General features: G+C 64.9%; 17 protein-coding genes. 11 read left to right on the top strand and 6 right to left on the bottom strand.

Annotated elements, in window-relative coordinates; genetic code table 11:
* Nucleotides 1-57 precede the first annotated feature (57 nt).
* The 6 genes from GL284_RS10990 (at nt 58) to GL284_RS10965 (ending at nt 5227) form a co-directional block, all read left to right on the top strand.
* On the top strand, nt 58-519 hold the full coding sequence (locus GL284_RS10990; RefSeq protein WP_155044682.1) for a tellurite resistance TerB family protein: 462 nt from the start codon (nt 58-60) through the stop codon (nt 517-519).
* Between the two features lie 79 nt (nt 520-598).
* Nucleotides 599-1402: an ABC transporter ATP-binding protein gene (locus tag GL284_RS10985; protein ID WP_155044681.1), complete on the top strand. Its 804-nt coding sequence runs from the start codon at nt 599-601 to the stop codon at nt 1400-1402.
* A gap of 18 nt (nt 1403-1420) precedes the next feature.
* A complete protein-coding gene (locus tag GL284_RS10980) occupies nt 1421-2149 on the top strand; it encodes a transporter substrate-binding domain-containing protein (RefSeq protein ID WP_155044680.1) in 729 nt (242 codons plus the stop codon).
* 43 nt (nt 2150-2192) lie between these two features.
* Nucleotides 2193-3071 carry an ABC transporter permease gene (locus tag GL284_RS10975; protein WP_155044679.1) on the top strand — a complete coding sequence of 293 codons (879 nt, stop codon included), beginning with the start codon at nt 2193-2195 and terminating at the stop codon, nt 3069-3071.
* Nucleotides 3068-3892, top strand: a complete 825-nt coding sequence (locus GL284_RS10970) for an ABC transporter permease (protein ID WP_155044678.1) — start codon at nt 3068-3070, stop codon at nt 3890-3892. The genes GL284_RS10975 and GL284_RS10970 overlap by 4 nt, the downstream gene beginning before the upstream one ends.
* Before the next feature lie 3 nt (nt 3893-3895).
* Nucleotides 3896-5227, top strand: coding sequence for a glutamine synthetase family protein (locus GL284_RS10965; protein ID WP_155044677.1), 1332 nt, complete (start codon nt 3896-3898; stop codon nt 5225-5227).
* A gap of 12 nt (nt 5228-5239) precedes the next feature.
* Here the strand turns inward: GL284_RS10965 and GL284_RS10960 are convergent, their stop codons facing one another.
* Nucleotides 5240-6376, bottom strand: a complete 1137-nt coding sequence (locus GL284_RS10960) for an aminotransferase class V-fold PLP-dependent enzyme (RefSeq protein ID WP_341870358.1) — start codon at nt 6374-6376, stop codon at nt 5240-5242.
* Nucleotides 6377-6516: 140 nt separating this feature from the next.
* Between GL284_RS10960 and GL284_RS10955 the strand changes: the two genes are divergently transcribed.
* The 3 genes from GL284_RS10955 to GL284_RS10945 are packed head-to-tail and all read left to right on the top strand — an operon-like array spanning nt 6517 to nt 9929.
* Nucleotides 6517-7218 (top strand): type 1 glutamine amidotransferase, encoded by a 702-nt coding sequence (locus tag GL284_RS10955; RefSeq protein WP_155044676.1) that lies wholly within the window; start codon nt 6517-6519, stop codon nt 7216-7218.
* On the top strand, nt 7215-8573 hold the full coding sequence (locus tag GL284_RS10950; RefSeq protein WP_155044675.1) for a glutamine synthetase family protein: 1359 nt from the start codon (nt 7215-7217) through the stop codon (nt 8571-8573). The genes GL284_RS10955 and GL284_RS10950 overlap by 4 nt, the downstream gene beginning before the upstream one ends.
* 48 nt (nt 8574-8621) lie before the next feature.
* Nucleotides 8622-9929, top strand: a complete 1308-nt coding sequence (locus tag GL284_RS10945) for an NAD(P)/FAD-dependent oxidoreductase (protein ID WP_155044674.1) — start codon at nt 8622-8624, stop codon at nt 9927-9929.
* A 20-nt stretch (nt 9930-9949) separates the two neighbouring features.
* Here GL284_RS10945 and GL284_RS10940 read toward each other — a convergent pair whose 3' ends face one another.
* From GL284_RS10940 to folK, 3 genes are all read right to left on the bottom strand, one after another.
* Nucleotides 9950-12067 (bottom strand): RelA/SpoT family protein, encoded by a 2118-nt coding sequence (locus tag GL284_RS10940; RefSeq protein WP_155044673.1) that lies wholly within the window; start codon nt 12065-12067, stop codon nt 9950-9952.
* Between the two features lie 24 nt (nt 12068-12091).
* The gene (gene rpoZ, locus GL284_RS10935; RefSeq protein WP_155044672.1) at nt 12092-12448 is read right to left on the bottom strand and encodes a DNA-directed RNA polymerase subunit omega; all 357 of its coding nucleotides are present in this window, start codon (nt 12446-12448) and stop codon (nt 12092-12094) included.
* A 68-nt stretch (nt 12449-12516) separates the two neighbouring features.
* Nucleotides 12517-13110 (bottom strand): 2-amino-4-hydroxy-6-hydroxymethyldihydropteridine diphosphokinase, encoded by a 594-nt coding sequence (gene folK / locus GL284_RS10930; protein WP_155044671.1) that lies wholly within the window; start codon nt 13108-13110, stop codon nt 12517-12519.
* A gap of 12 nt (nt 13111-13122) precedes the next feature.
* On the opposite strand from folK, the gene GL284_RS10925 reads away from it, so the two are divergent.
* A complete protein-coding gene (locus tag GL284_RS10925) occupies nt 13123-13704 on the top strand; it encodes a LabA-like NYN domain-containing protein (protein ID WP_341870359.1) in 582 nt (193 codons plus the stop codon).
* A 95-nt stretch (nt 13705-13799) separates the two neighbouring features.
* The gene (locus GL284_RS10920) at nt 13800-14774 is read left to right on the top strand and encodes a glycosyltransferase family 8 protein (protein WP_155044670.1); all 975 of its coding nucleotides are present in this window, start codon (nt 13800-13802) and stop codon (nt 14772-14774) included.
* Nucleotides 14775-14842: 68 nt separating this feature from the next.
* Here GL284_RS10920 and GL284_RS10915 read toward each other — a convergent pair whose 3' ends face one another.
* Together GL284_RS10915 and GL284_RS10910 are read right to left on the bottom strand one after the other, a co-directional pair.
* Complete coding sequence (locus GL284_RS10915; protein WP_155044669.1) at nt 14843-16303, bottom strand: peptidoglycan -binding protein; 1461 nt, start codon at nt 16301-16303, stop codon at nt 14843-14845.
* The gene (locus tag GL284_RS10910) at nt 16293-17915 is read right to left on the bottom strand and encodes a hypothetical protein (protein ID WP_155044668.1); all 1623 of its coding nucleotides are present in this window, start codon (nt 17913-17915) and stop codon (nt 16293-16295) included. Before GL284_RS10910 ends, GL284_RS10915 begins: the two co-directional genes overlap by 11 nt.
* Nucleotides 17916-17980: the final 65 nt, after the last annotated feature.

Here is a 17980-nt window from a genome sequence, read left to right as displayed (position 1 = left end):
TGCGCCGGAAACATTTCCTGTCTTCTGCCCGACACCGAACTGATCTAGACTCGGCCAATGTTCCGCAATCTTCTCAGCCGCCTTTTCGCCGACATGCCGGGTTCGGCCGTCCTGAACTCGCAAGATGGCGAGGTCGCGATCGCGGCTTTGCTGGTCCGCATCGCCCGTGCCGACGACCGTTATTCGGAAACCGAACGGCGCCGGATCGAAGGCGTGCTGGCACGCCGTCGCGGGTTGTCCCATGACGAAGCGGTCGAACGCCGCGTCGCCGCCGAGATGATCGAGGCCGAGGCCCCCGATACCGTGCGCTTTACCCGGATCGTCAAGGAACGCGTCGATCTGGACGACCGCCAGAACGTCATCGCCGCCATGTGGGAAGTCGCCTATGCCGATGGCAAGCGCAGCGCCGAGGAAGACAGCATGGTGCGTCTTGTCGCCAGCCTGCTGGGGGTGAACGACCGCGATTCGAACCTTGTGCGCCAGCGCGTGCTTGATGATCTGGGCATCCGCGGCCACTAAGCGGGCACGTTGCGTTCCTGCCGTTAAGGTCAGGCAGGAAAGCGTTGCAATCCCGTCGCAAATATCGCCTGATTACCGCATGAACCACACCCCGACCCGCATTGCGACCGACGCCGAAGGCCCGGTCATCCAGATCCGCGACCTGCACAAGGCCTATGGCCAGCTTGAGGTTATCAAGGGCGTCAGCCTGACCGCGCCGCGCGGCCATGTCATCAGCCTGATCGGATCCTCGGGATCGGGCAAATCGACGCTGCTGCGCTGCTGCAACCTGCTGGAAGACAGCCAGCAGGGCGATATCCTGTTCGAGGGCGAGCCGGTGAAATGGCGCGGGCAAGGCGTGGCCCGTGTCCCCGCCGACCGGGCGCAGGTGACGCGGCTGCGCACCAACCTGTCCATGGTGTTTCAGCAATTCAACCTGTGGTCGCACATGACCGTGCTGCAAAACGTCATGGAGGCTCCGGTGCAGGTGCTGAAACGCGACCCCGCCAAGGTCGAGGCGCGGGCGCGCGAATTGCTGGCCAAGGTCGGCATTGGCGACAAGGCCGACAACTGGCCCGCCCAGCTGTCGGGCGGCCAGCAGCAGCGCGCCGCCATCGCCCGTGCGCTGTGCATGGAGCCCAAGGCCCTGCTGCTGGACGAACCGACCAGCGCGCTGGACCCGGAACTGCAAAAGGAAGTGGTGCGCGTCATCAAGGATCTGGCGGCCGAGCATCGCACCATGCTGCTGGTCACCCATGATATGCGCCTTGCCGCCGATGTCAGCGATCACGTCGTCTTTCTGCATCAGGGCCGGATCGAGGAAGAAGGCCCCCCCGCCCAATTGTTTCATGCGCCCCGTTCCGAACGGCTGCGCCAATTCCTAAGCGCCACAATGGCCGAATAAGACCGACAGGAGAGTCTGATGAAGAAACTGATGCTTGCCGCCGCCGCGCTGGCGATGACCGCCGGGATGGGCATGGCGCAGAACGTGCGCATCGCGACCGAGGGCGCCTATCCTCCCTACAACCTCGTGAACGACAAGGGTGAGGTCGACGGCTTCGAAATCGAGCTGGGCAATGAGTTGTGCAAGCGCGCCGAGCTGCAATGCACCTGGGTCAAGAACGACTGGGACAGCATCATCCCCAACCTGAACAGCTCGAACTATGATGCGATCATGGCGGGCATGTCGATCACCGAGGAACGCCGCAAGGCGGTGCTGTTCACGCAGAACTATCTGCCGCCGACGCCCTCGGCCTATGCTGCCCCCGAGGCGGATGTGGACGTGACCCAGGGCATCGTCGCGGCGCAGACCAACACCATTCAGGCCGCCCATGTCGCCGAATCGGGTGCAGAGCTTCTGGAATTCGCCACGCCCGACGAAGCCGTGGGCGCGGTCCGCAATGGCGAGGCCGAGGCGGTCTTTGCCGACAAGGACTTCCTGTCGCCGGTGGTGAACGAATCCAATGGCGCGATGGTCTGGGTGACCGGGCAGGACAATATCCCGCTGGGCGAAGGCATCGGCATGGCGCTGCGCCAGTCCGATACCGAGCTGAAGGCCAAGTTTGATACCGCCATCACCTCGATGAAGGAAGACGGTTCGCTGAACGAGATGATCAAGAAATGGTTTGGTGACGGCGCCGAATATTTCTGATGTTCAGGCCCCGTCCGTCATGGGCGGGGCAATCTGGTGATCCATGTTTGCGTCCTGCGCCGATCCGAAAACCCTTGAAGGGCTTGCCTGGCTGATCTGCTATCTGGGATCGGGCAAGCATGTGCTGTTCTATCTGTCCTTCGGGACGGTCCTGCTGCTGCTGGCGATCACCGCGCCGGCGGCGCTGCTGTTCGGCTTTGGCGGGGCCATGGCCTCGCGGTCGCGCATCGCGCCGCTGCGCTGGTTTGGCAAGACCTATACCTCGATGGTGCGGGGCGTGCCGGACATCATCTTCTTCCTGTTCGTGCCCATCGCGCTGGATCAGGGCTTTGAATGGCTGCGCGCGCAGGTGTTCTGCGATCCCGGCGCACCGATCCGGCAGGGCAATGAATTCGTCGTCTGCGCGGCGGCCAAGCTGCCTTTGTCGACCGCGCCGCAATGGATCCATCAGATCTATGGCGTCACGCTGGCGGTCATCGCCTTTGCCATCGTCTTCGGCGCCTTTGCCGCGAATGTGCTGTATGGCGCGATGAACGCCGTTCCCCGCGCCCAGATCGAAACCGCCGAGGCTTACGGCATGTCGCCCGGACAGGTGAACCGCCGCATCCTGATCCCGCAGATGTGGACCTATGCCCTGCCCGGTCTGGCCAATCTGTGGATGATCCTGATCAAGGCCACGCCGCTACTGTTCGTCCTTGGCGTCGAGGACATCGTCTATTGGGCGCGCGAATTGGGCAGCGCCAAGACCAGCGCCTATTCCTATCCGCATCCGGATTGGCGGCTTTACTATTTTCTGGGCATCCTTGTGTTCTACCTGCTGATGACATGGATTTCGGAACGGGTGTTCCGGCGCATCCGCACGCGGCTTTCGGCAGGTCAGGCCACCTTGGCCGGTGAGGCGATGCGAAAGGCCCCCGCATGAGCCAGTGCCTGCAAACCCTGCAAGATTACGGCCTGCGCGCCATCGGCATTGGCGAACGCCTGCTGCCGCGCGAAGGCTTTACGCTGTGTGAACATTTCACGCTGATCGGCTCGGGGCTGATCTGGAACGTGTATTTCGGGGCGCTGGCGCTGTTCTTCGGCTTCTTTCTGGCCAATGCGCTGGCGATGGCGCGGCTGGGCGGGCCGTGGCTGCGCAAACCGGCCGAGCTGTTCATCTTTGTGTTTCGCGGCAGCCCGCTGTTCATCCAGTTCTTCGTCGCCTATGAGGCGCTGGTGCAGCTGCCCCGCGCGGGCATCGACATCTTCGGGCTGACGGTGGAAACCGCGTGGATCACCCGCGCATGGGCCGGGGCGCTGCTGGTTCTGGTGCTGAACACCGCGGCCTATTCGGCGGAAATCTTCTATGGCGCGCTGCGCAACCTGCCCAAGGGCGAGCTTGAGGCCGCGGATGCCTATGGCATGGCGGGCTGGACCCGCTATCGCCGCGTGGTCTGGCCCAACGCGATGCGGCTGGCATGGCCTGCCTATACCAATGAGGCGATCTTTCTGTTCCACGCCACGACGCTGGTGTTCTTTTCCAGCTTCCCGGCGTTCCGCCAGCAGGGCGATGCGCTGTATTACGCCAGCTTTTTCGCCGAAAAGACCTTCAACCCCTTCGTCGCCTATCCCATCGCGGCGATGTATTTCATTCTCGTGACCCTGTGCCTGATCGGGCTGTTCGGGGTCGTCAACCGGCGGCTGAACCGCCATGTGCCCGGCGCTGCCAAACGCATCCGCTATCGGCCAAATCTTTTCAGGTGACAAATGGACTGGCTGCGTGAGCATCCCGAAGTCAAGACAATCCGCGTGGCTGCCGCTGATCTGAACGGCATGGCGCGCGGCAAGCGCGTTCCGGCCCGTTTCGCGGACAAGATCCTGACAGAAGGGACGAAATTCCCGTTCTCGGTCCTGAATATGGACATCTGGGGCGAGGATGTCGAAGACAGCCCGCTGGTGTTTCAGTCCGGCGATCCCGATGGCCTGCTGCTGCCGACGGAACGCGGCTTCATGCCGATGCCCTGGCTGGAGGCGCCGACCGGCCTGTTGCCGCTGTGGATGTTCCATCCCGATGGCCGCCCCTATGAGGGCGATCCGCGACAGGCATTGGCCCGCGTCGTCGAACGCTACAAGGCCGCCGGGCTGACGCCGGTCGTCGCGACCGAGCTGGAGTTTTTCCTGATCGACGACAGCGGCGGACAATTGCGCGTGCCGCCCAGCCCGCGCTCGGGCAAGCGCCGCACCGGGGCCGAAACACTCAGCCTGCGGGCGCTGGACGCTTTCGACCGCTTCTTCACCTCGCTTTACGACGCCTGCGAGGCGATGGACATTCCCGCCGATACCGCGATTTCGGAAGCCGCGCCCGGTCAGTTCGAAATCAACCTGATGCACCAGTCCGACCCGATGAAGGCCGCCGATGATTCCTGGCTTTTCAAGCAATTGGTCAAGGGGCTGGCGCGCAGCTATGGCTTTGCTGGATCCTTCATGGCCAAGCCCTATGAGGAATGGAACGGCTCGGGAATGCATATGCATTTCTCGATCCTTGATCAGCAGGGCAACAATATCTTTGACGATGGCGGCGATCTGGGCACCGACAAGCTGCGTCACGCCGTGGCCGGATGTCTGGCGGCGATGCCCGGCTCGACCCTGCTGTTTGCACCGCATGAGAACAGCTATGACCGGCTGGTGCCGAACGCCCATGCGCCGACGGGGCTGGGCTGGGCCTATGAAAACCGCACCTCGGCCATCCGCATCCCGTCATCGGGGCCCAAGGCGCGGCGGATCGAACACCGTGTGGCGGGCGGCGATGTGAACCCCTACCTGACGGTCGCCGCCATCCTTGGCGCGGCCTTGAACGGGCTGGAGGACGGCATCGAGCCGCCGCCGCCCATTCACGGCAACGCCTATGAACAGGGTCTGGCGCAACTGCCCGCCACATGGGGGGCAGCCATCGACGCCTTTGACAGCTGCCCGCAGATCAAACGGATCTTCCCCGCGCATCTGATCGAAAACTTCGTCATGACCAAGCGGCAAGAGCTGCATTACATGGCCGAGCTGTCAGATGAGGAAACGGTTGAACTTTATCTTGATACGGTTTGAAAAGGCGCGGTTTTAAGCCGCGCCAAACACTTTGTCGAAAGCCGGGACCAGCCGCGCCAGCGTGCCGTCGACATCGCCCAGCTTGTCCAGTCCGAACAGCCCGATGCGGAAGCTGCGAAAGCCCTCGCCCTCGCCGACCTGCAGGGGGACGCCTGCGGCGATCTGATAGCCCTGGGCCAGAAACTTCTTGCCGTTCTGCACCTCGGGATCGTCGGTATAGCACACGACCACACCCGGCGCGGCAAAGCCCTCGGCCGCGACCGACCGCAATCCGCGCCGCGCCAGTTCCGCGCGCACCGCGTCGCCCAGCCGCCATTGCGCATCGCGCGCGGCCTGAAACCCCAGCGCCTCGGTTTCCTGCATGGCGGCGTGCAGCCCGACAATGGCATCGGTGGGCATGGTGGCGTGATAGGCGTGGCCGCCATCTTCATAGGCCTTCATGATCGCGCGCCATTTCTTCAGATCCAGCGCGAAACTGTCCGAGGCGGTCTCCTCAAGCCGACCCAGCGCGCGCGGCGACAGCATCACCATCCCCGCCGAGGGCGAGGCCGACCAGCCCTTTTGCGGTGCCGAGATCAGCACATCCACGCCCGTCGCCGCCATATCCACCCAGATCGCCCCCGAGGCGATGCAGTCCAGCACCATGATCGCGCCGACCTCATGCGCGGCATCGGCCAGCGCGGTGATGTAATCATCGGGCAGGATCATCCCGGCGGCGGTTTCGACATGCGGGGCAAAGACCGCATCGGGACGGGTGTCGCGGATCCTGGCCACGACTTCCTCGATCGGCGCCGGGGCAAAGGGCGCTTGCGGTTCATTGCCGCTGGGCCGGGCCATCATCACGGTGGTGTCGCGGGCAAAGCCGCCCGCCTCGAAGATCTGGCTCCAGCGGAAGCTGAAAAAGCCGTTCCGCACGATCAGCGCATGGGCGTCGCGGCCGAACTGGCGCGCCACGGCCTCCATGGCGCAGGTGCCGCCGCCGGGGATCAGCGCCACCGCCTCGGCGCCATAGACCTTGCGCAGGCTGGCCGAGATATCGCGCATGATGCCCTGATATTTCTGCGACATATGGTTCAGCGAGCGGTCGGTGAACACCACCGAAAACTCTTGCAGGCCATCGGGATCGACATCGGGGCGAAGTCCGGGCACGGCTTTATCCTTTCATGCTGCGGGTTTGCGCAACAGCCTAATGCTTGCACCCGACGCCCGCCAGCCCCACAAAACGGCTAGGGCCTTGTCCGCACCCAAGCCCCCGACTACCTTTGAAACGAAGAATCAACAGGCCAATCATGCGCATCGGCATCCTGAAATGCGGCCAGTCGCCCGACACCATTCGCGGCGAACTTGGCGATTACGACACCATGTTTGAACGGCTGCTGGCCGGACGCGGGTTCGACTTCACCAGCTATCATGTCGAGGCGATGGAGTTTCCCGCCTCGGTCCATGATGCGCAGGGCTGGCTGCTGACCGGATCGCGCCATGGCGCTTATGAGGATCACGCCTTCATCCCGCCGCTTGAGGCGTTCATCCGTGACGCCTATGCCGCGCATGTGCCCATGGTCGGCATCTGCTTTGGCCATCAGATTATCGCGCAGGCCCTTGGCGGCAAGGTCGAGAAATATGCCGGCGGCTGGTCGGTCGGGGCGCAGGATTACGATTTCGGCGGCCAGCACATCACGCTGAACGCATGGCATCAGGATCAGGTCACGCGCCGCCCCGAAGGCGCGCAGATCGCGGCGACGAACGGGTTTTGTGAAAACGCCGCGCTGGTCTATGACGACCGCGCCCTGACCGTGCAGGCGCATCCGGAATTCGGAGATGACTTCATTCAGGGTCTGATCGACACCCGCGCCAAGGGCGTCGTCCCCGATGATCTGCTGGCCCGCGCCGCGTCGCGGATGGGCGGCCCGCGTCAGTCCGACGCCATCGCCGACCGGATCGAAAACTTCTTCAAGGCGCCGCGCGCGTCACAAGCGCAAGGTGCCGCATGAAAGCCAGATGGATCGAAGAAACCCCGCAAGCGGCGCAGGATTATGTCGACGGCCGCCGGCTGGATGAGGTGGAATGCATCGTCGCCGATATCGCCGGGGTGGCGCGGGGCAAGGCGATGCCCGCCTCGAAATTCGCGCATCAGGAACGCTTCTACCTGCCGAACTCGATCTTTTTGCAGACGATCACCGGCGATTGGGCCGATAATCCCACCGGCGCCTTTACCGAACCGGACATGGTTCTGACCCCGGATTTCAGCACCGCCACCGCCGCGCCCTGGACGGCGGATGTGACCTTGCAGGTCATCCATGACGTGACGAACCAGTCGGGCGAGCCGGTGCCGACCGCACCGCGCAATGTGCTCAAGCGCGTGGTCGAGCTGTATCGTGCCAAGGGCTGGACCCCCATCGTCGCGCCCGAGATGGAGTTCTTTTTGGTCGCGCGCAATATCGACCCCAACCAGCCGATCATTCCGCCCATGGGCCGCTCGGGGCGCCGGGCGGCGGCGAAACAGGCCTATTCCATGTCGGCGGTGGATGAATACGGCAAGGTGATCGACGACATCTATGATTTTGCCGAGGCGCAGGGCTTCGAGATCGACGGCATCCTGCAGGAAGGCGGCGCGGGTCAGGTGGAAATCAACCTGAACCATGGCGACCCGGTGCATCTGGCCGATCAGATCTTTTACTTCAAGCGCCTGATCCGCGAGGCCGCGCTGCGCCACGACTGCTTTGCCACCTTCATGGCCAAGCCCATCGAAAACGAGCCGGGCAGTGCCATGCATATCCATCACTCGGTGGTCGGGGTGCAGGACGGGCGCAACATCTTTTCGGACGATCAGGGCCGCGAGACGGCGGCTTTCATGCATTTCATTGGCGGCATGCAGCGGCATCTGCCTGCGGCGATCGCGCTGCTGGCGCCCTATGTCAACAGCTATCGCCGTTATGTCCCTGATTTCGCGGCGCCAATTAATCTGGAATGGGGGCGCGACAACCGCACGACCGGCTTGCGCGTGCCGATTTCCGGCCCCGAGGCGCGGCGGGTCGAAAACCGGTTGGCGGGGATGGATTGCAACCCCTATCTGGGGCTGGCCGCCAGTCTGGCCTGCGGTTATCTGGGCCTGATCGAGCAGGAGAACCCGCGCGCCGAATGTCTGGGTGACGCCTATATGTCGCAGGACGAGTTGCCCTATAACCTTGGCGATGCGCTGGATCTGATGGAGGAGAACGAGGCCATGCGCGAGGTGCTGGGTGCCGAGTTCGTTGCCACCTATCAGTCGGTCAAGCGCAATGAATACAAGGAGTTCCTGCAGGTCATCAGCCCGTGGGAACGTGAGCATCTGCTGCTGAACGTCTGAGGCGGGTGGCCGGCGCCGCATGAGTATTTGAAGAACGAAGAAGGCGCGATGAACCTGCTGCATTCCAATGACCGTCTGGGGGAATATCCGTCCAGCCTTTATGCGGCCACGCGGGTGGATCTTGCACCATTCGCGGCGCTGGCCGGGGATGCGCGGGCGGATGTGGTGGTGGTCGGTGGCGGCTATACCGGGCTGTCCGCCGCGCTGCATCTGGCCGAAGCCGGGCGCGATGTGGTGCTGCTGGAGGCGCATCGCGTGGGCTTTGGCGCATCCGGGCGGAATGGCGGGCAGTTGGGATCGGGTCAGCGGCTGGAGGTCGATGATCTGGAGGCCATCGCCGGGCGCGACGCCGCGCGGCGCCTGTGGGACATGGCCGAGGAGGCCAAGGCGCTGACCCGCGATCTGGCCGCGCGGGCGGGCGTGCCGGTGGCCGATGGCATCGCGCATGCCTTTCGCAAGCCTGCCGAATTCGACCATGCGCGGCGGATGATCGACAAGCTGGCGCGCGATTACGGCTATGACCGCATCGCGGCGCTGGACCGCGCGGAATTCCGGGCGCTTCTGCCCTCGGAGGCCTATGTCGCGGGGGAGCTGGACATGGGTGCGGGACATCTGCATCCGCTGAATCTGGCGCTTGGCATGGCGCGGCTGGCCGATGCCGCCGGGGCGCGCATCCATGAACTGTCGGAAGTGACCGGGATCCGGCATGGCGATGCGGCGGGCAAGACCGTGGTCAGCACCGCGCAGGGCCGGGTCATCTGCGATCAGCTGATCCTGGCCGCCAATGGCTATCTGGGCGATCTGGAGCCGAAGGTCACGGCGCGCGTCATGCCGATCAACAACTTCATCGTCGCGACCGAGCCTTTGGGCGCGCGCCGCGCGCAGGTCCTGACCCGCGACATCGGCGTGCATGACACGAAATTCGTGGTGAATTACTGGCGCGTCGATCCCGAGGGGCGACTGATCTTTGGCGGCGGCGAGAATGTCAGCTATCGCTTTCCCGGCGATATCCTTGGCAAGGTGCGCAAGCCCTTGCTGGAGATCTATCCCGGCCTGCGCGACGTGAAGCTGACCCATGCCTGGGGCGGGACATTGGCCATCACCATGAACCGGCTGCCCTGCTTTATCCGGCCCGCGCCGAACTGTCTGTCGGCCAGCGGCTATTCCGGGCACGGGCTGGCCATCGCCACTTTGGCCGGCAAGCAGATGGCGCTGGCGGTTCTGGGCCAGTCCGAGGGGTTCGATACCATGGCCGCCCTGCCGCATCCGCCGTTTCCCGGCGGTATGGCCCTGCGCTGGCCGCTGCTGGTGGCGGGCATGTCGTGGTATTCGCTGCGCGACCGGCTGGGGATCTGACCCGACCGGCTTGGCGGCTGTCAGGCGATATGCGCCAGCGGGTCGCGGATGCGGGCGACCTGTGCCACATCGCTTTCCGCTTCAAGCGCGGTCAGCAGCGCGTGCAGATGTTCGCTGTCGCGCAGTTCGACCTCGACCCGCAGGCGATAGAAATCCGGCTTGCGATCCGAGAATTCCATATCCGAGATATTGGCGCCCTGCAGGCCGATCAGCGTGCAGATCCGGCCCAGCACCCCGGCATCGTTGCGGATCGTCAGCGACAGATTGGTGGAATAGGCGGGCGGATGCTGGCCTTCGCGCCAATGCAGATCGACCCAGCGTTCCGGGCTGTCCTCGAACTCGGCCAGAACCGGGCAGTCGATGGCGTGAATGACCACGCCCTTGCCGCGATAGGTGATGCCGATGATGCGTTCGCCCGGCAGCGGGTTGCAGCAGGGCGCGCGGGTGAATTCCTGATCGGCCTCAAGCCCCGCAACGGCGCGCTTGGCGTCGATCTCGCTGCGCTTGGCGGCAAGTTCGGGATACAGCGCCGACAGCACGTCATGCGCCGAGATCTCGGCGCTGCCGATACGGGCCAGCAATTCGTCGGTATCGGGCAGCGCCATGGTCCGCGCCGCCGTGCGCAGCGCCTTGTCGGTCACGCGGCGGCCGACATGTTCAAACGCCACCCGCACCAGTTCCGAGCCCAGCCGGATGAAGCGCGAGCGATCCTCTTGCCGCAGGCTGCGCCGGATGGCGGCCTTGGCGCGGCCGGTCACGACGATATCCAGCCATGTCGGCTGCGGCCGCTGCCCCGAGGCCGCGATGATTTCCACCGACTGGCCGTTCTTCAGCCGCGTCCACAGCGGCACACGGATGCCGTCGATCTTGGCACCGACGCAGGAATTGCCCAGCCGGGTGTGGATGGCATAGGCGAAGTCGATGGGCGTCGCGCCTTTCGGCAGCGGCATCACATCGCCCTTGGGCGAGAAGCAGAAGACCTGATCGGAATACATCTCCATCTTGACGTGTTCCAGAAACTCGTCGTGGTCTTCCTCGCCGAAACGCTCGGTCAGGCTGGCGATCCATTCGCCGGGATCGACGGCAAAAGGGTTCTGCGTGCGCGCCCCGTCGCGATAGGCCCAATGCGCGGCGACGCCGGATTCCGCGACCTCGTGCATCTGGCGGGTGCGGATCTGCACCTCGACGCGCTTGCCGTCGCGGCCCGACACCGTGGTGTGGATCGAACGGTAGCCGTTGGCCTTGGGCTGGCTGATGTAATCCTTGAACCGCCCCGGCACCGCGCGCCAGCGATGGTGGATGACACCCAGCGTGCGATAGCAATCCGCCTCGGTCCGGGTGATGATGCGGAAGCCATAGATATCGGACAGCCGCGAGAAGGACAGCTGCTTTTCCTGCATCTTGCGCCAGATGCTGAAGGGCTTTTTCGCGCGGCCATAGACATCGGCCTCAAGCCCCTCGCGTTCCAGTTCGGCGCGGATATCGGCGGTGATCTTGGGGATCACATCGCCGGATTCGCGCTGCAGGCTGACAAAGCGGCGGATGATCGAATTGCGGGCTTCGGGGTTGATGACCTTGAAGGCAAGGTCTTCCAGCTCCTCGCGCATCCATTGCATGCCCATGCGCCCGGCCAAGGGCGCATAGATATCCATCGTTTCGCGCGCCTTTTGCGTCTGCTTTTCGGCGCGCATCGACTTGATGGTGCGCATATTGTGCAGCCGGTCGGCCAGCTTGACCAGAATAACGCGAAGATCGCGCGACATGGCCATGAAAAGCTTGCGGAAATTCTCGGCCTGCTTGGAGTGCACGCCGGAAAGTTGCAGATTGGTCAGCTTGGTGACGCCATCGACCAGATCGGCAATTTCGCGGCCGAACATCTGCGACACCTCGCCCCAGGTCGAGCGGGTGTCTTCGATCGTGTCATGCAGCAGTGCGGTGATGATCGTCGCATCGTCCAGCCGCATTTCGGTCAGGATGGCGGCGACGGAGACCGGATGCGTGAAATAGGGCTCGCCCGACTGGCGGAACTGCCCTTCATGCATGCGACGCCCATATTCATAGGCGTCGCGGATCAGATCTGCGTTGGTGCGCGGATTGTAGTTGCGGACAAGCGCGATAAGGTCTTCGACGTCGATCATCTGTGCCGAAGACCCCTGAACCCCTTAGCCGCGGCCCTGAGCTTCCAGCATCATGCGCAGCATCCGCTCTTCCGATTCCTCATCGACGGGCTTCGGACGATCGACTTCTGCGCCAAGAAGCAGCGCCATCGCGTCTTCTTCGGGCTCATCAACCTCAATCTGGGTCTGGGTGGCTTCGATCATGCGTTCGCGCAATTCGTCGACCGGCTGCGTCTCATCCGCGATTTCACGCAGGGACACGACCGGGTTCTTGTCATTGTCGCGATCGACGGTCAGCGGACTTCCAGCGGCGATTTCGCGCGCGCGATGGGCGGCCAGCATCACCAGATCGAAACGGTTCGGAACCTTGTCAACGCAATCTTCGACTGTCACGCGGGCCATCGGTCACCTTCGGTTTGGAATCGGTTATCTGGGCGAAGCCGCATATTTCAGCAATCGCCAAGGGAATGTCAAGTTGTGACCGGCCTTATATCCTGCCGGGCCGAGGCTGGCAAGTCCGCCAGAAGCTGCGCCACGCTGCGATCCAGCACCGGATGCACCCATTGCGGCGCGACCTGCGCCAAGGGGACCAGCACGAAGCCGCGATCCTGCATGCGGGGATGCGGCAGAATCAACTGCTCGGGCGTCTCACGCGCCTGCCGTTCCGGCGCCAGACCGCGCCATTGCGCCTGTGTGTCGGGATCGGGCAGCACCGCATCGCCGAACGCGATCAGGTCCAGATCGATGCCCCGCGCGGCCCAGCGGCCCGCATCGCGGCTGCGCCCCAGTTCAGCTTCGATCCGGTGCAGCAACCTGAGTAAATTTTGAGCATCGAGCCGGCTCACGAGGGTTAACGCTGCGTTAACGAAGTCGGGACCACTGCCTGCCGGATAGGCGGGAGTCTGCCAGAACTGGCTGACGGAAATCACTGAAACATCATTTGCTTGCGCTATCATCGCGATTGCGGCACGCAGGGTCTTGCCGGGCGGACCTGCCGAACTTGGCAGGTTTCCGCCCGCTGCGACCAGGGCTAGTGTCCCGTTAGTTAAAAGTTTCTCTGTCATATCGAGGGTATCGTGTTTTACAAAGACGACCGGCTGGCGTTGTTCATCGACGGGTCCAATTTATATGCCGCCGCCAAGTCGCTGGGTTTCGACATTGATTACAAGCTGCTGCGTCAGGAATTCGAGCGCCGTGGCAAGTTGATCCGCGCCTATTACTACACCGCCCTGCTGGAGAACGAGGATTATTCGCCGATCCGCCCGCTGGTGGACTGGCTGCATTACAACGGCTTTACCATGGTGACGAAGCCCGCCCGCGAATACACCGACGCGATGGGCCGCCGCAAGGTCAAGGGCAATATGGATGTCGAACTGGTGGTGAACGCCATGGAACTGGCGCCGCGACTGGATCATGCGGTGCTGTTTTCCGGCGATGGCGATTTCCGTCCGCTGGTCGAGGCATTGCAGCGCATGGGCGTGCGCGTCTCGGTCGTCTCGACCATGCGCAGCCAGCCGCCGATGATCGCGGATGAGTTGCGCCGTCAGGCCGACAATTTCATCGAGCTGGACGCGCTGCGCGATGTGATCGGTCGTCCGCCGCGTGAAAACGGCAATGGCAACGGCCAGCACGGCAGTCAGCACACGCCCGAGGGCTAAGCGCATCCGGTTGGACAAGCTGCCCGCCCGGGCGTAAACCGGACCATCGGCATCCTGGCCGAACCGGAGAAGCTTGCCATGCAGAAAGCCGCGATATGAGCCTGACACCGATTTTCAGCCCCGGTTTCCGGCCCGCCTCGGATATTGCGGTGATCGTGGCCTGCGACGCGAATTATCTGCCCTATGCGGCGGTCCCGGCGTTGGCCATGGCCGCAGCGGGGCACGGCCATGACGTGCTGATCGGCGGGCCCGAGCCCGTCTCGATGCCCGAGGTGCTGACGCAGGCCGGGATCGGCCATGTCGCCGCGCGCGACGACGCACTTCTGGATGCGCTGCCGCTGGATGCCCGCCGCTCGCTTGCGACCTATATGGAGCTGTTTCTGGGCAATGCGCTGCGCGGCCATTACCGTCGCATTCTGGTGATCGACGCCGATATTCTGTATGAGCGCGGCGATCCGGCGCGGCTCTTGTCAACCGACATGCTGGGCCGCGCGGTGGCTGCGGTGCGCGACAACCGGCAATGGCGGACGCCGGGACGCAAGGTGCGCGAGTTCCAGAAACTGGGCCAGCCCGCGCATCCCTATTTCAATGCAGGCGTGGTGATGATCGATACCGAGGCCTTTGCCCGCGACGATCTGCCCGCCCGCGCCGCCAGCTTCGCGCGCAGCCATCTGGCCGGTCTGGGCCGCGATCAGGCGCTGATGAACGGCATCCTGCAAGGCGACTGGGCCGAGATCAGCCCGCTGTGGAACTGGCAGTTCACCTCGGCCTCGGCGCATCTGACCGCGATGGTGGATCCCTGTCTGATCCATTTCATCGGCACGCGGAAGCCGTGGTTGGAGGCGTCGCAGGGCGTCGTGCCGATGCGGATGCGGGACGCCTTTGGCCGGGTTCTGGCGCGGCATTTCCCGCAAGCGCCGCAAGTCGCCATGTCGGCCCGCAGGCACTGGCCCGAGCCTGCCGCGCTGCGGGCCGCGCTGTTTCGCCAATGGCGGGCTGCGGGGCCGATGCTGCGCTATCTGAACCGCTTTCCCGATCAATACACGCTGCTGGACCCGCGCGCCGTCTGATTGCCGCGCCGCCTGACTGCTGCGCTGTCTGATCGGCCCGCCATGGCCCCGACATCTGACCGGGCGGTCTAACGCTCGGTCAGCTTCAGCTCGATCCGGCGGTTCTGGGCATTGGCCTCGGGGCTGCTGCCCTGCGCCACCGGGCGCGTATCGGCAAACCCTGCGGGCAGCAGGCGATTTGCCGGAAAGCCCAGATCCTCGACCATATAGCGCACCACCGACAGCGCGCGCGCCTGGCTCAGTTCCCAGTTGTCGCGATAGCGGCCCTGCCCGGAAAGCGGCTGGCTGTCGGTATGGCCATCGACCCGGATGATCCAGTCGATTTCCGGCGGGATCTCGGACGAGATTTGCTGCAAAAGCTGCGTGACCCCGGCGATCTGGTTGCGGCCCTCGCTGGACAGCGTTGCCTCGCCTGCGGGAAACAGCACCTCGGAGGAAAAGGCGAAGCGGTCGCCCACCACGCGCACGCCCTCGCGGCCCTGCAGGATCTGCGACAGCCGCCCGAAGAATTCCGAGCGGTAGCGCGCCAGATCGCGCGCCTCGGCCTCGGCCTTGCTGCGGGCGTCGGCCTCCAGCGCGCGGCGCTGGCGTTCCTCATCTGCGGCGCGGACCAGCGCAAGGTTCAACTGCTGGCCCAGATCCTCGGCCCGCAGATCGGCGGCGCGTTTGTCGTCGCCCGCGGTTTGCAGGACCGTCTGCAGCCGCCCTAGCTGGTCGTTCAGCCCGGCCACCTGTTCATTCAGCAGGGCGACCCGGCGCTGTTCTTCGGTCGACAGGGCCTGCTGATCGGCCAGCTTCTGCTGCGCCAAGGCCAGCAGACCGGCCTGCCGTTCCGCCTCGGTCGCCTGCGCATCGGCGCGCGTGCCCAGATCCTTGCGCGCGGCTTCGGCGGCGGCCAGCAGGGTCAGCGTCTCTTCGGCCTTCTTGCGCGAGGCATCCAGCGCCAGCGCCGTCGCGTTCAGTTCGGCATCGGAATTGGCCAGCCGTTGCTCCAGCGCCTCGGCAGCGGCCTTGTCGGCCAGCCGCGCGGCCTCGGCATCGGAAAGCTGCTGCCGGGTGCTGTCCAGTTGCGTGCCCGCATCGGCATTGCGGCGGCGCAGATCGGCGATCAGCGCCTCCAGCGCCTCGCGCCGAGCCGCGGCCAGACGCGCCGCTTCGGTCTGGGCATCCACCTCTCCGCGCGCCTGCGCCACGGCCGCTTCCGAGGCGCGCAGCCGCGCCCGTTCCGCCGCCAGATCGCGGTCCAGCCCCTGCGCCCGGTCCTGCGAGGTCGACAGCGCATCGCTGAGCGCGGCCACCCGGCTGCCAAGCTGGGTCAATTCGCTTTCCTGACTGCTGACGACCGTGCCAAGCTGGCGCAACTGGCTGTCCTGCGAGGTGATCTGCTGGCGCAGCACCGATTGCAGCACCATGAAGATGGTCAGCGCAAAGATCAGCACCAGCAGCAGCGTCGACATGGCATCGACGAAGCCCGGCCAGATCACCGCCGAAAAGCGTTCGCGCCCGCTGTTGCGGCTGCTAAGCCCCATCGCGCGCCTCCAGCGCCCGGATGGCGCGGGTCAGCGCGGCCATATCCTCGCGCAGTTCGGCGATCAGCCCGTCGCGACCGCTGGCCGCTTCCTCGACCAGACGGCCCAGTTGCACGTCGATCGAGCGCAGGCGCATCCGCGCCTCGGGGTCGTCCTGCGCCGCGCCGGGGCGTGCCTCGGCCAGTTCGACCAGACGCGCCTGCCCGTCGGCCAGCCGGGCCAGTGCCCGCGCCGCAGCACCATCCCCGGAAGCCGCCGGTTGCGGCGCGGCCAAAGCAAGGCGCTGCTGGCTTTCGGTGATCCGCTCCAGCGCCTGCGCCATCTCGGGCGGCATTGCTGTGGGCTGCGCGGCCAATGCGATCAGGCGGTCCTGCCGCTCGATCAGGCTGGTAAATGCCTGCTCCAACCCCGAGGTGAGATCCTCAAGCCGGCTGTCGCCACCCTGCCCGGCCTGCACCGCCACCAGCAGCCGGTCCTGCCCGTCCGCAAGCCGTTCGACCATCTGCGCCAGACGGCTCTGCGCGTCGCTGGCCACCTGACGCTCCAGCGCGACCTGACCGGCCAGCGCATCCCGGTCCGAGCCGACCAGCTGCGTCAACTGCTGCACGCCCGCCGCCAGCGCCATCGAGCGGCTGTCGGCATCGGCGGCCTCTTCGTCGCGCAGCACATCGCGCGCGGCATAGAAATCCTGCAAGCCGGCGATCTGGCCGCTGACACCCTGCAAGAATTCGGCCAAGGCCACATGTTCGCCGCCCTCGCCCGACATGCCGATGCGGGTAAAGCCCGACAGCCATTCCTCAAGCTCGCGGTAAAAGCGGTTCTGGCCATGGCTCGCGAACAGCTCCAGCAGGCCGACGATCAGCGACCCCGCCAGACCCAGAAGCGAGCTTGAAAACGCCGTCGCCATGCCGCCAAGCTGGGTTTCCAGCCCGTGCATCAGCTTGTCGAAGACCTCGATCCCGCTTTCGCCCTGACCGGGGGCAAGCGTGCGGATGGTTTCGACGATGGCCGGAACCGTGGTCGCCAGCCCATAGAACGTGCCCAGAAGCCCCAGAAAGATCAGCAAATTCGCCAGATAGCGCGTGATATCGCGCGCCTCGTCGATACGGGTTGCGACCGAATCCTGAATCGAGCGCGCCGATTCCGTGGAAATCGCGCCCCCCATCGGCCCGCGCGCGCCCAGCAGCGCGGCCAGCGGCGCCAGCAGACGCGGCGGACGTTCCGGCGCGGTCTGGTCCAAGGGGCCATAGCCGAACTTGCCCGCCGCGAACCGCTCGATCCAGCTGACCGAATGCACCAGTTGGCCGACCTGCCAGAAACAGGTCAGCACGCCCAGCACAAAGACCAGCAGGATCGCGCCGTTCAGCGCCGGGTTCGCCGCAAAGATCGGCAGGATCTGGCGATAGGCGAACCATGTCCCCATGCCGACCAGCACCAGCACGATCAGCATCAGCACGATCTGACGCACCGGCTGCGAGAAATGCGGATCCGCCGCGTCGGGCCTGCCCGAGTGCCGCTTGGCCGCAAGCCGGGCCGCGCGGTCGCGCCGCCCCTCACGCCCCTGATGCGACGACGTGCCGTCGCCGGGGTTCTGCGCCTCTGACTGGGACAAATCGACCCCCGCTTCCTGATCCATCGCGCGCGAGTGTAGCCCCGGCCCGGCATGATGCAAGCGCA

The sequence above is a fragment of the Paracoccus shanxieyensis genome (assembly GCF_009711265.1).
Lineage (GTDB): Bacteria > Pseudomonadota > Alphaproteobacteria > Rhodobacterales > Rhodobacteraceae > Paracoccus > Paracoccus shanxieyensis.
This window is presented reverse-complemented; position numbering and strand designations above follow the sequence as displayed.